Raw genomic sequence first — 13,529 nt, 5'->3', positions numbered from 1 at the left:
TCAACAAGCGGCTCATTTACGAAAAGTCTTCTGCCTAGCTGCTTGCTTAGGCGGCTTCGCCTTCGTTGATCTCGCCGTCTTCGCTGACGTCTTCGAAGCGGATCGAGACCTGTTTGCTGACGCCCGATTCCTGCATCGTGACGCCGTACAAGGTGGTCGCCGCGGTCATCGTCTTTTTACTGTGCGTGACCACGACAAATTTAGAGTGATCCAGGAATTCGTTCAGCACCGTCACGAAACGGCCGATGTTCGCTTCGTCAAACGGGGCGTCGACTTCGTCCAAGACACAAAACGGACTGGGGCGATATTGGAAGATCGACATCAGCAGCGCAACGGCCGTCAACGCTTTTTCACCGCCGGAAAGTAGTGAGTTACTAAAGCTCGGTTTTCCAGGTGGGGTGGCGACAATCTCGACACCGGCTTCGAGTGGATCTTCGTTTTCTTCGAGGATCAAATCGGCATGACCACCGCCGAACGATTTGCGATACAGCTTTTGAAAGTTCTGGCGAATCGCTTCGAGCGTATCGAGGAACAATCGGCGGCTGTCGGCATTGATACGACCGATGATCCGTTGCAGCGAATCTTTGGCGGCGGTCAGGTCTTGGTATTGGCCGTGCAGTTCGTCGTAGCGGCTTTGTAGCCCCTCGAGTTCTTCGAGGGCTTCCATGTTGACGCTGCTGGTCCGTTGCAGCTGAGCACGCAGTTCGGTGATCTCGTCTTCGACCGCCTTGCGATCCTCGGGTGCTTCGAGATCCTCGGGAGGCTCCGAATTGCGAAGGTCAATTTCGTAGTCTTCAAGTAGCCGATCGGCCAACGTGTCGCGGCGAACCTTGGCATTGTCTCGTTTGGCGGTGATCGAGTGGACCGCTTCGCTGGCCACACTGGTTTGCTTGATCGCGTCTTCGCTAGCTTTGACAATTTGACGATTTTCAGCACGAACCGTCGCCGCTGATTCGGCGAGCGCCGCAAGCTCATGGGTGCTGGCGTCCGATTCCCAGCTGAGCGTCGCCAAGCGGCTAGTGGCTTCGAGCACTCGCAGGGTGAGTTCGTCCAGTCGGGCGCGTCCTTGTTCGGCTTGGCTACGGACTTCCGCGACGGCGGCTTCGCGTTGGCTTTGGTCGCGTCGCTGCTGCTGCATCGTGGTCGAGAGCGCTTCGTACTTCTGTTCCGCGCGAGCGACGTCGACAGAGATCGCCATCACTTCGCTGGTCGCTGATTGCAATTCGGTTTGGGCGCCCGAGAGCATCTCATCGATCTCAGCCGCTTCCATCTCGAGCGTTTCGATCTCCTGCTGGCCGCTGGCGATGCGGCTACCCATGGCAGCATATTCGCTCTCGGCGGTGGCGCGAGTCTGGTTGGCCGCGGCGACTTCGGCATCGAGTTCATCGAACGCGGTTTTGAGCGACTGGTAACGCTCCTGAGCATGACGCAAATCAGCGACCGCGGCGGCTCGCTCGGTGATTTGGCTGCGGTGTTTTTGTTCGATGCGACCCAACTCAGCGGCTTGATCATCGACCAGCGAAGCCAAACGCTCGGATTCCGCTTCGGTTTCTTTTAATTGAAACTGGTAGTGCTTGATCTCTTGTTCAGCCGCAGTGATTTGGCTGCGGCGGCTGACCAAACCGGTCGAGATATTGGCGGGGCCGACTACGACGGTACCGTCGGTTTCCAGCAATTCGCCGGTTGCCGTAACAAATCGCAATCCCGCACCGCTGAGTTTTCTCAGTCCAAGTGCGGTGCCCAGCGAATCGACCAACCAAGTACTGCTGAGTAAGTGACGCGCGAGCGGTTCGAACATCGCGTCGCATTTAATCATCCGGTCGCCGCGGCCAATGACCCCTTTGAGTCCATCCAGCCGGATACGGTCGCCGGGGCGTCGACGTGGTAGTTCGTCGAGTCGAATCAGACCCACGCGGCTGTTGATTTTGAATTTTCCTGACAAGATCGCGTCTTGCAAGTTGCCACCGCTGACGATCACGTACTGAGCTCGCGTGCCAAGTGCGGCATCAATTAACGGCGCGACATGCGTGTCGACTTCAAAGCACTCCGCAACAATCCCATGCATCGTTTTGGCGATCGGATCGTCCGAACCACTCATCTCCTGTAGGATTGCCTGAACGCCTCCGGAAACACCTTCTTGACGACGATGCAGATCCAGCAGCACGCTAAGCCGTTCGGTGACCCCTTGCAGTCGGACTTTTAATGCCGAAGCTTCGTCGCGTCGCCGTGACAGCGTACGCCGGCTCTCCTGCAGCTTGGCATCGGCCAGTTCGACTTCTTTGGCGGCATGTTCAATTTGGTCGTCAAGTGAGGCGACTCGGTTCTTGGCAACCTCGGATTCCTTTTCGGCTTCGCTCAACGATGCTTTCGCCGTATCGATGCGTTTGCCCAGATTGGCCAGCAAGCGAGTGACTTCGGCAATGCGTTGTTCACTGCGTTGACGTGACGCTTCGAGATCGGCGACGCGACGGACCAACGCGAGATGTTTCTGTTGAACACCGTCACGTTGTTTGCGAACCTCGTCGACTTCGACTTGAATTTTGTCACGCCGCGTTTCCGCTTCGCTGCCGCGCTTTTGCACCGCCGCCAATTCGGATTCGTACTGGGCGAGCCGCTCGTTGGCATTTCGCAGTTCCGCCGCCGCCGAACCGGCTTGGCTTTGCAGCAAGCGAACACGAACAAGCGATTTGGCTACGCTGGACCGCAAGTCCTTGATCGCGGCATTGTCGGCCGAGCGTCGACCGCTGAGTTCGGCGATCCGCTGCAACGCCGACGAGCGTTTTTCTTCGATCCCGCGTGCTTGCTCGGCAATCGTTTGCAATTTCATGTCGGCAGCCTGTCGCTGCTCGGTCATCGATTCACGAAGCGTTTGCAATTCGCTGTGGCGAGCGACTGCATCGGTCAGATCTTGTTCAAACTTTTCCAGTTCGCTTGACAGATCGGCCCAATCGGTCCACGCGACTTGCGTTCTCAGTTCCTTCAGTCGGTCCGAGGCTTGGCGGTAGCGTTCGGCTTTGCTGGCTTGGCTGCGTAGCGATTTGAGCCGCGACGCAACTTCGTCAACGATGTCGCCCAGACGGGTCAGGTTTTGTTGGACGCGAACGAGTCGCCGTTCGGCTTCAATTTTTTTGGCTTTGAAGCGACTGATCCCGGCAGCTTCTTCGAAAATCGCCCGGCGATCTTTGGCATTCGCCTGCAGCATGCGGTCGACTTTGCCCTGTTCGATCAAACTGTACGCGTCGATCCCGATTCCGGTGCCGCGGATCAGAGCTTTGACGTCTTTCAGCCGGACGGCTTGGTTGTTGATCAAGTATTCGGCTTCGCCACTGCGATAGACGCGGCGGGTGACGTGGACTTCTGGAGCGTCCACAGGCAGCGAGCCGTCGGCATTATCGAACACGATCGTCGCTTCGGCCGACGCCGCCGGACCGCGGGTCTGTGATCCTTTGAAGATCACATCGGACATATCCTTGCCCCGCAGGCTCTTGGCGCTCTGCGATCCCAAAACCCATTTGATAGCGTCGACGATATTTGATTTGCCCGAGCCGTTGGGGCCAACGACAACCGTAATCCCTTCGGGAAAATCAAAGCGGGTCCGATCGGCAAAACTTTTGAACCCGGCCAGTTCGAGTGCTTTCAGCATGCGAAGAGTTTTTTGCTCGGGATCAGGAGGGAGAGGCCAGAGAACTAGGACCGTGAAATACGAAATACAGCTTATTTACCGCATATTACAGAGTAGATGAAAGAACCGGGTGAGCCTAGCTCTGTTTTTGAAGCTTTTCAGCCACAGAACTGACAAATCGCCGGCGAGAAGCCGGGATTGCGGCAAATCCACAGTTTGGGGTATTTGAGAAGATGTAGAGAAATCACTCGACACGAATGTCAAACGAAGGAATTTTTGAGTTGCCGACGGATTGGCCACCACGAATCACGCCCCAATCGATCATCACGATGATCGTTTTCGCTATCGGTGTGTTCTTGACTGCACCCACAGTGGGGGTGTCGCAGCAGCTTGACGGCTCCCATTCGAACGCGGGCGAGACCGAACCAGGCACAGAATCTGGAATTTTGTCCCCCCAACAGATGTATTCGCTGATTCAAGAGCACTTCGCGGCGGGGAAACTCGCCGAAGCGGCACAAGTCGCCCGGAAATTGGATCAGCAATTTGAGAAACAACCCACGACGGACATCGATCTCACCTTGCCGTTGGCTCAGATCGGCCGCGCGTTCCAAAACGCAGGGGACATCGCGGCTGCAACTGAGTTTTTTACGCGTGCCAATTCAGCACTCCAGCGGCCTGCGAGCAAGACATTACCGCCGGCAACCGTGGTTTTAGTTCGGCTCGCTGCGGCGTCATTGTTTGTTCACGCTGGAAAGTTGGATGTCGCTACCGAGACGCTCAAGAGAGCCTTTGCGGCCGAGTCGGGAATCACTGCCGAACAAGCACCACTTGCGGTCGATCTTTGCTTGCGAATTGGACGGGATTCGCTGACCCAACAAGACCTCGTCACTGCGGAAAACGCCTACAGTCTGGCTGCCGATCACGCCGCTCCGGCTCAGAAGGCCACGGCGATGTTGGGCGCCGCGTGGGCGGTCGCGATGTCCGGCCAACGGATGGGGGAGGCGGCGGATCAAATGATCGCGTTTCTAAACGCCTATCCAGAGCACCCGGACGCGTCTCGCGCGTTGCAAGCGGGGATTGCGTGTTTGAAACAGGTCGGTCGCGACGAAGAGGCCGAGGCGATGATCATCGAATTGTTTAACCGATGGCCTGATTCGGATGCAGCTAAAGATGTGTTGAACCAATTTGGGGTGGTCGAAATCGACAGAATCCCCGAACCGCTACGAAGATTGGTGCTGAAGCGTGATGTCGACCAATTAACGCCCACGATGACCGCGATTGCGATTCGGATCGCTGCGGCGCAGGGAGATTCCAATGCATGGGATCGGTTGGTCGAGCGACTCGGCGTTATCGACCAGACAGGTCAAACCACTGCGGATTTACTGAGTCAGTTGCCGGTCGCAGCCGACGCGGAACGGTTGGCGATGTTTCTGTTGTCGCCGCCGAAACCATTGGTGATTCAAGCAAAATCACGCGAGTCGGCTTGCCGCTGGGCGGGGCGACACGAGCGTTGGTCGATGTTGGCGTTGGCATCGCAATCGACTTCGCCCACGCAAGACGATCCGACTCGTACGATCACGATGGAGCGGTTGTTTGCCGAAGCGTTGATGCAAACGGGGCGCCGACCCGAAGCACACGATTGGTGGTGTCATGTGGTCGACGAACGTGGCGTGGACGATTTTGCCACGCTGCTGCGTTGTGCTGAAACCGAAGTGTCGATCGGCGAAGTGGATCGGGCGACTCGTCGAGTCGAAGCCGCGACCCAGGCAGCGCGCGACGATCGCTATCGAACCGCCTTGGTCGCGATGTTGTCGGCCGAGCTTGGCATTCGCCGGTTGCGATTTGATGAAGCCCGCAGCGATCTGGAATCGGTCGTTCGCAGTAGCCAAGTCGACGCATCACTGCGTGGTAGGGCACAGTGGATGATCGGCGAAACCTATTACTTGCAGCAGAAATATGTCGAAGCGATCGAGGCCTATCGAGGGGTCGCGGGGATTGATCCCGACGGATCATGGGTGGTTGCGTCGTTGATCCAGGCTGGGAAATCTTTTGAACAATTGGGGAGGACACGGGACGCCGCGGTTTGTTATTCGACTCTAGTTAGCCGACATGGGGATAGCGAGTTCGCTGTTTTAGCCAGTCGTCGGCTTGCCGCGTTGTCGCCCAGTGACGGTACGACGCCGACCAACCCCGGGTCACCATCGAACACACCGAACAAAACGTTACGACGATGAGCGATCGCAAACCCAGCACTCCTAACCCAGCCCCCTCACACCCGAGGACTCGCCTGCGCGAACGAAAACCGACCCATGTCGCTGGACTGGTATCGCGTGTCGCTCCCCTGATTGTGTTGGGGGTCGGTTCGCTGTGGTGGATGACTCACTTGGAATTGGCGACGGCTCAATATCCACAGCAGAATTTTCAGCAGAACGGCTACGGGCAAAACAACTTTCAACCTGCGCCAGCACAGTTTAATAGCGGGATTCCCACGATACCGGCGTCGACCGCGATTCCGTCGGCACAACCACCCGCCGATGCCGTGTCCGATCCCGAATTGGCCGCGGCGGATGCAGAAGCGGACGCCGGTGCGGGGTGGCAACTGCCAGGCATATTGGGCAAATTCGCCGAGGGCGGTTGGTTGATGTTGCCGTTGGCGTTTTGTTCGTTGGTTGTATTTGCATTATCGCTCGAGCGTTTGGTCGCGCTACGACGAGGTCGCGTAATCCCACGCCCGTTTGTTCGCCGGTTCACTGAGTGTGTCGAAGATGGCCAATTGAGCTACGAAGAGGCAACCGAGATTTGCGAAGAGTTCGATTGCCCTGTGGCAGAGGTGTTCCAGGCGGCGGTGCGTCGTTGGGGGCGTCCGATGTTCGAAATTGAACAAGCGGTGATGGACGCGGGCGACCGAGTAGCCGATGGGCTGCGACGTTTCGTTCGTGTGTTTCACGCGATCAGCAACGTGGCGCCGCTGCTAGGGTTGTTGGGCACCGTGCTGGGGATGATCGAGGCGTTCGAGACGATCAGTTCGCAGGAATCGATTGGCCGACCCGAGATGTTGGCGTCCGGGATCAGTACCGCCCTGATGACCACGGCGGGTGGATTGATGGTCGCCATTCCGGCTTATTTGGCTTACATGTATTTCAGTAGCAAGAGCGATCGCTACTTGGGCGAGATCGACAAATTGTGCCAACGCGTGGTCGATTGCATTTCGGCCGAGGGACTCGAGAACTCAGGCAACGCACGTCCGCAACGCAAACGACGTGCGGCATAGCGGCGTGAAACATCGGTAGTGGACGAGGCAACGAGTCCCATGCTGCAGGACTCGTTACCTCATCCACTACGACAGTAAACTATTGGCCGCTGTGAATGGAACGGACAATAGAAAACGGCACGATGTCCTGAGGCTTTGGACAAGGGAACTGATGCTGATGACAGGCTGGAAGCCTATCCTACGGAGGCGATGACAGGCTGGAAGCCTATCCTACGGAGACGAGTGAAATTATGGCAATTCGACGTGAACGAGCCGAGGACGCGACGATCAATTTGACGCCGATGATCGATGTCGTCTTTTTGCTGATCATCTTTTTTATGGTCGGCAGTAAATTTAGCGAGGCAGAAAGCCGAATTAATGTGAATGTCCCCTCGGTGGGCGATCTGCGTTCGATGACGCGAGTGCCTGACGAGCGGGTCGTCGTCGTGGCCAATGATGGTTCACTGACGCTCGACGAAACGCCGGTGACGATTGCGCAGCTCTCAGAGACGCTCCGCAATCAACACGCAAATTATCCGGCACTGAAAGTCGCGGTCCGCGGCGATGGCGAAAGCTCTTTTCAACAAGTGGCCGAAGTGTTGCATGCGGTTCGCAGCAGTGGGGTCCAACAAGTCGGATTGTCGGCAAAAAGCACCCGCCGCTAAGCAATCGGTGGGAACGACGGTTTGTCATGGCGGTTCCCGCATCAGACAAACTCTTTTCTCCCATATGAAAGCAAAGACTGAGACTTCGATTCCTCGACGGTGATGACGTGCTTTCCCTATCGTTAAACCGATCGCTTATCGCGCTGCAAACCTCGTATTCGCTGTGGGCGGATCGACGGTTGGTGTACGCCGTCGCAGCAGTGGCGGTGACGCTGTTGCTGGTGACGATTTGGTTGTTTCGGCGACAAAAACGGCAAGGCCGCCAAGCGGGAATCATTTGCTTGATCGGCTCGGTCGTGCTGCATTTGATCCTTCTGGTTTTGGTGCCGTACCTGCCCAAACCCGCTGGCGGGGCTGCGGAAAGCCACCCGGAATCGGATGATACGATCGGGATCCAAGACATCGAATTTTCGTCGTTTGATCCCGAGATGCAAGCCGAGGATCATTCCCAGGCGGCCGACCAACCCGCAATCGCCCCGCTGCCGGTTTCCGATTTGGCCGACTCGCTGGTCGAACCTGAGTTGGATGAAACCGTGCAAGCGGAGAGCGATGAAAGCGAAACGCCGTTGGCGGATGTGCCAAGCGAAACCGAGACGCCGCCATCACTCGTTCCCCCATCGCTTGCCGCCGAGTCGACGACGGCCATCGATTCGATGATGGATAGCTTGGACGCCGACTTTCAAAAGTTGTTCGAACCACAGCCGGAAACGCCGGAGGTGACAGAGGTGGTCCAGGCACCGGTGAATGCACCCGCGGTGGAACCGCCATCCGAACCGCCATCCGAAACCGCGACGCAACCCGCGGTTGCCCGCGCCGAGCCCGCTCCGCGTCACGTCGAAGCCGTGCCCGTTTCGGCATCGACTGCAGAACGTTCGCTTGTCGCGGGAGCCGAGGAAAATGATTTCGCCAATCGTGTGGGACGAGCCAAAACCGAAGCACTGATCGAAACCGGCGGCAATTTGGAAACCGAGGCCGCTGTCGCAGCTGCACTTAAATATTTGACCATAAATCAGCGTCCCGACGGGGCTTGGGATCCGCGGGCGAGCGGGGCAGGAAAAGAGCGACAGCCGCTGGGAATGAACCGTGGCGGTGCGGGGGCGCGAGCTGAGACGGCACTGACCGGATTGGCGTTGTTGTCGCTGATGGGGGCCGGGCAAACGCATCAGCAAGGCGAGTATGCGGACAACGTCTACCGCGGATTAGCCTACTTGATTCAAAATCAGAAGCCTGACGGATCTCTCTCGGGCAACGCATCGGTTTACGCGGCGACGTACGCCCATGGGATGGCGGCGCTAGCGATGTGTGAAGCCGCCGCAATCACTCGCGACGCATCGGCAATCCAATCGGCGAAGCGAGCGATGCAGTACACGCAAAGCATGCAGCATTCAGGCACTGGCGGATGGCGATATACCAAGGGCGACACCGGAGATTTGAGCCAGCTCGGATGGCAAGCGATGGTGTTGGATGCCGGCAGCCGAGCAGGGATTCAACCCAGCGATGCCGCGGTTCGCGGAATGGAACGGTTCTTGCGCAGTGTTCGATCGGGACGCGCCGGAGGCTTGGCCAGCTATCGCGGGGGCGAGGCACCGAGTCGCACGATGACCGCCGAGGCGCTGGCGACTCGATTGTTGATCGGGCAAACTGTGCCTCAAGCCGAGATCGACGAAGCCGAAATGGCTCTGTTGCAACAGAAACCCGGCGTCGGGCAAGACAACTATTACTATTGGTACTACGCCACGCTTGCGCTGCATCAATTACAAGATGAGGCGTGGGAAGAGTGGAACCGGGCGCTGCAGTCGCGATTGTTGTCGACTCAGTTGCCCGATGGACAATGGCCGACCGAAAGCGTGTGGGGCGGCTACGGCGGATCGATCTACACCACGTCGATGGCAACGCTGTGTTTAGAAAGCTATTACCGTCACACGCTGCGTGAATCGAAAGCCAAGATCGCCCAACAGCCCGCCGCGACTTGGCAGCGGTAGCGAAAGCCGTGAACGGCTTGTCGATTTAATGAGCCGCGGGCCGTAAGGCACCGGGTGAAGCGTCAGACCCCGTCGCTTAAGCGTGATGGCCGCTCTTGATACCCGGCCGCTTACGAGAACGTCCGGCTTAGGCCAGAGGCCGATACATCCTCTGCCGATGTAGCGAATGAGCTGCAAAGGCCAGAGGCCGACACAACGACTGAGTAAATGTGTCGGCCTCCGGCCTTGGATTTGCTGCATTCCAAACCGGTGGTTAACACCACCGGCATGAATTGTACCGGCCTCCGGCCTTAAAGAAAGAACGAATGCGAGTTGTTAGAGTCACCCTAAGCCGGACGTTCTCTCACGCGCGAGCGGCTCATGACGCGCCGTCAAGACTTTCGGGCATTCAAGACTTTCGGGCATTCAGGGGCGGACGAAACTCTTGGCGAGTTTCGCTACCTCGAATCACGGTTGCTACTGCGCCGCTTCGCCTTCTTTGACGTTTGCGAAGTCGCCTGCGATCGCCATCACCAGCTTCTCGGGCTGGATGTAGTTTTGGATCGCTTCGTTGACCGATTCGAGCGTTGCCGCTTGAATCTGCGACTCGTGTTCGGCTTCGTATGCCAACGTTCGTTCGTTGAACAGCGAACTGAGCAAATCCGATGCAAGGGATGAATCATCCGCGCGGCTCACTCGGTTACGCTGCAGGTAGGCCTCTTTGGCTTTGGCAAGTTCGTCCGCGGTGATACCGTCTTTGCGAATCCGATCGATCTCTTCACGGATCACCCGGATCAACTTCTCGCGATTGGCCGGGTTGGTGATCGCATAGAGGGTAAAGTCCACGCGATTATCTCGAGCTCGCGCGGTCACACTGCTTCGCACGCCGTAGGACAATCCTTCTTGTTGACGCACGCGATCGGCCAATCGGCTGCTGAGGCTGCCGCCGCCGAGGATGAAGTTGCCCAGCACAAGTGATGCGTACGATGGATCCGCATCACTCAGTTCGTACTGCTCGCTGGAGTAGAAAAACGCATTCGCTTTATCCGGCGTTTCAATTAGTTCGAGCGAACCTTCGATGCCAGGATGAGGATCGCGATCGACGCGGACATACGGCTCGGCGACTTTCCAATCGGCAAGTTCGTTCGAGAGCATCGACTTTAGCTCTTCAGCATCAAAATCACCGACCGCGGCGACTTCGCCCGCTTGGTTGCCAAGAAAGTTCGCGTGCAGTTGTTGGATCTGTTCTGCTGTGACGTTCTTGTACATCTCAACTTGCTCGTCGATCGATTGCACGTACAGCACATGATCGGGGTCGTAAGGGGACAACCGTTTGCGTACCGAGAGCGGCGCAAGGGCTTGCGGTTCATTTTCGCTCTGCTGCAAACTGGTCACCACTTGGCGGCGAATGACTTCGAGTTCGTCGGCCGACAATCGTGGTTGACGCAAGACATCGCCAAGCAGTTCCACCACCTCGGGCAAGAATTCTCGTTTCGTTTTGACTTGAAGCTGCAGCAACCCAACGGTGCTGTTCATCGTCAATTCAGCACGCAGACGGGTCAATTCGTCTTGGAATTCTTGGTAATCGAGCTGCTTGGTGCCCTTGGACATCAACATCCCCAGCAGTTCCGCCGCACCCACTTTGCCTTTCAGCGTGTCGCCGGTTCCGAAGCGGAACGTCATGTTTAGCGTGACCGCCCCGCCGCGAGTCTTCTTGGGCAGCATCGCATAGCGAATACCGCCAACCAGATCGCCACGCTCGGTACGTTCTTCGATGGCCAGGGGGGACGGATCGATCATTTCGCCCGCCGCGATCGCTTCGCGTCCTTCGTAATCCTTGAATAGCTCGGCCAAGTTCGGCGATTCGGGGATCGAGACACGTTGCGATTCTTCGCTCGGGATGAACAATCCGACGGTGCGGTTATTGCGAACAAAGTAACGCTCGGCAGCCTGTTGAACCTGCTCTACCGTCAATTTTTCGATCCGGTCTCGGTACAACAGGTACAGACGCCAATCGCCTTGCGCGGCCCAATCGCTCAGTGCGACTGCGATCTTGTCGGTATCGGACGACGCCAGTTCGCGTTCTTTCAGGATTTGCTGCCGGGCGCGTTCGACTTCCTGTTCGGTGATCGGATTTTCCGACAACGATTTCTCGATGACATCCAACAGCGTTTGGCGTGCTTGTTCAATTGAGTTCGCTTTGGGGATCTCGGCGATTGCCATGAACATGCCAGGCTCGGTCAATCCGTACGCCAGCGTAAACACGTTGCTGGCGATCTCGGTTTCGACCATTTGTTTATACAATCGGCCGCTTGGTTCATCGCCGAGGACATAGACGAGGGCTTTCATCGCCGCGTAGTCTTCGTGGCTGCCCGAAGGAATGTGGTACGCCGAACCGACGTATTGGACATCACCCACGCGTCGCAGCACGACGGTTCGTTCGCCATCCTGGGGTGGCTCGGTCGTGTAGGTTTGGTCGATCGGAGTGTCGGGCGATTTCAGAGCACCAAACGTTTCTTGAATCTGTTGCAATGCGAAATCGGGATCGAACTTGCCTGCCACAATCAGCATTACATTATCAGGCCGATAGTACTTTTTGTAGAACTGGCGAAGCTTTACCACAGGCACACGCTCGATGTCGCTGCGGTTGCCGATGGTCGATTGACCGTAATTGTGCCAATCGTACGCAGCCGATTGCATTCGCTGCATCAACACGCGTATGGGCGAATTTTCGCCGCGTTCAAATTCGTTGCGGACGACCGTCATTTCGCTCGCCAAGTCCTCGCCACGGACAAAGCTGTTCAGCAGTCGATCGGATTCGAGTTCCAGTGCGAAGCGAAGATTCTCGTCGCTGGCAGGAAGCGTTTCGTAGTAATTAGTGCGGTCTAGCCAAGTCGTGCCGTTAAAGCGAGCCCCGCGATCGGTTAGTGCTTTGGGGACTTCGGGAAAGGTCGGCGTTCCTTTGAACAGCATATGTTCCAACAGGTGAGCCATACCGGCTTCGCCATAACCTTCGTGTCGCGACCCAACAAACAGTGTCATGTTGACCGTGACCACCTCTTTGCTGTCGTCGGGAAACAACAGAACGCGTACTCCGTTGTCGAGTACGTATTCGGAGATTCCTTCGAGTTCGATTACTTTTTTCGGCACGGGGCTGTGGCTTTCCGTCGAGTTGGGATGCTGGGGTTTTGAGTCCGTGGGCGTATCGGCAAACGCGGTGTTCACTGCCGCCAACGCCATCAGCATCGCCATCATGCCAAGACGCTGATAGCCGACGTCAAGGCGGGCTCGGATCGAATCAACGTGGTTTCTGAAATCCATCGCAACAATTGCTCCGTGGGGGCGTTTCCATGGGTTACCTAAGATTGCGGTTAATTGTAACGTTTGATTCGGATCGTTGATAATGGGCTATGTCGCCTACGCAAACGACCCGCTTTCGCCCTCAGTCCGCTAGACTTTCCGTCCCCCCGAGCGTTACCGCACCCCTACGAAAATGGAGGCTGATCGGATGCCAAATCACGTGCAGAACTGGGTCGATGTTGCGGCCGAAGAAGATTGTGTCGAAGGCCATGCAATCGAGGTCTTGGTCGAAGGCACGCTGATCGCGGTTTTTCACGACGACGGCCAATGGTATGCAATGGACGGAATGTGTGCCCATCAGGGCGGTCCGATCGCCCAGGGCCATGTCGCCGCCGGTTGCGTGACCTGCCCCTGGCACGGTTGGCAATATGAGTTGTCGACGGGGATTCAAACCATCAACCGCCAACCGCTGCAAAAAACGTACTCGGTGCGTGCGATCGATGGGCGAATCGAAATTGACATGAATTCATAAAATCACTCGTTCCAAGGCTCCTGCCTTGGAACGCACTGCCCTCGGAGGCTCCCGCCTCGCGGCGGCTGTTGTTCGGCAGGCAGGAGCCTGCGGTTCAGGGGTTCCCAGGCAGGGAGCCTGGGAACCAGTTGAGTTCGTAAAAATCACTCGTTCCAAGGCTCCCGCCTTGGAACGCACTGTCATCGAGGCTCCGCCTCGC

7 protein-coding genes are annotated in these 13,529 nt (G+C 57.2%); 5 read left to right on the top strand and 2 right to left on the bottom strand.

What is annotated here, in order from left to right; genetic code table 11:
* Window positions 1-46: 46 nt before the first annotated feature.
* Window positions 47-3,643, bottom strand: coding sequence for a chromosome segregation protein SMC (gene smc / locus RMSM_RS00190; RefSeq protein ID WP_008689716.1), 3,597 nt, complete (start codon window positions 3,641-3,643; stop codon window positions 47-49).
* Window positions 3,644-3,879: 236 nt separating this feature from the next.
* On the opposite strand from smc, the gene RMSM_RS36250 reads away from it, so the two are divergent.
* The 4 genes from RMSM_RS36250 to RMSM_RS00170 all read left to right on the top strand — a co-directional run bounded on the left by RMSM_RS36250 (window position 3,880) and on the right by RMSM_RS00170 (window position 9,519).
* Window positions 3,880-5,856, top strand: coding sequence for a tetratricopeptide repeat protein (locus tag RMSM_RS36250; RefSeq protein WP_052031425.1), 1,977 nt, complete (start codon window positions 3,880-3,882; stop codon window positions 5,854-5,856).
* The gene (locus RMSM_RS00180; protein ID WP_008689708.1) at window positions 5,853-6,893 is read left to right on the top strand and encodes a MotA/TolQ/ExbB proton channel family protein; all 1,041 of its coding nucleotides are present in this window, start codon (window positions 5,853-5,855) and stop codon (window positions 6,891-6,893) included. Before RMSM_RS36250 ends, RMSM_RS00180 begins: the two co-directional genes overlap by 4 nt.
* 230 nt (window positions 6,894-7,123) lie before the next feature.
* Complete coding sequence (locus tag RMSM_RS00175; RefSeq protein ID WP_008689706.1) at window positions 7,124-7,537, top strand: ExbD/TolR family protein; 414 nt, start codon at window positions 7,124-7,126, stop codon at window positions 7,535-7,537.
* A gap of 107 nt (window positions 7,538-7,644) precedes the next feature.
* Complete coding sequence (locus tag RMSM_RS00170; RefSeq protein ID WP_008689704.1) at window positions 7,645-9,519, top strand: putative membrane protein; 1,875 nt, start codon at window positions 7,645-7,647, stop codon at window positions 9,517-9,519.
* Window positions 9,520-9,975: 456 nt separating this feature from the next.
* On the opposite strand, the gene RMSM_RS00165 is transcribed toward RMSM_RS00170, so the two are convergent.
* Window positions 9,976-12,819 carry a M16 family metallopeptidase gene (locus RMSM_RS00165; RefSeq protein WP_008689702.1) on the bottom strand — a complete coding sequence of 948 codons (2,844 nt, stop codon included), beginning with the start codon at window positions 12,817-12,819 and terminating at the stop codon, window positions 9,976-9,978.
* A 187-nt stretch (window positions 12,820-13,006) separates the two neighbouring features.
* Here RMSM_RS00165 and RMSM_RS00160 point away from each other — a divergent pair, with 187 nt between their 5' ends.
* Window positions 13,007-13,330: a Rieske (2Fe-2S) protein gene (locus tag RMSM_RS00160; protein WP_040763271.1), complete on the top strand. Its 324-nt coding sequence runs from the start codon at window positions 13,007-13,009 to the stop codon at window positions 13,328-13,330.
* Window positions 13,331-13,529 lie beyond the last annotated feature (199 nt).

Source organism: Rhodopirellula maiorica SM1, from assembly GCF_000346295.1.
GTDB classification, from domain to species: domain Bacteria; phylum Planctomycetota; class Planctomycetia; order Pirellulales; family Pirellulaceae; genus Novipirellula; species Novipirellula maiorica.
This window is presented reverse-complemented; position numbering and strand designations above follow the sequence as displayed.

What these genes read in the sequence shown, in the direction of transcription:
- smc (WP_008689716.1), bottom strand. Translation starts at nt 3,643, where the DNA reads ATGCTGAAAGCACTCGAACTGGCCGGGTTCAAAAGTTTTGCCGATCGG.
- RMSM_RS36250 (WP_052031425.1), top strand. Translation starts at nt 3,880, where the DNA reads ATGTCAAACGAAGGAATTTTTGAGTTGCCGACGGATTGGCCACCACGA.
- RMSM_RS00180 (WP_008689708.1), top strand. Translation starts at nt 5,853, where the DNA reads ATGAGCGATCGCAAACCCAGCACTCCTAACCCAGCCCCCTCACACCCG.
- RMSM_RS00175 (WP_008689706.1), top strand. Translation starts at nt 7,124, where the DNA reads ATGGCAATTCGACGTGAACGAGCCGAGGACGCGACGATCAATTTGACG.
- RMSM_RS00165 (WP_008689702.1), bottom strand. Translation starts at nt 12,819, where the DNA reads ATGGATTTCAGAAACCACGTTGATTCGATCCGAGCCCGCCTTGACGTC.
- RMSM_RS00160 (WP_040763271.1), top strand. Translation starts at nt 13,007, where the DNA reads ATGCCAAATCACGTGCAGAACTGGGTCGATGTTGCGGCCGAAGAAGAT.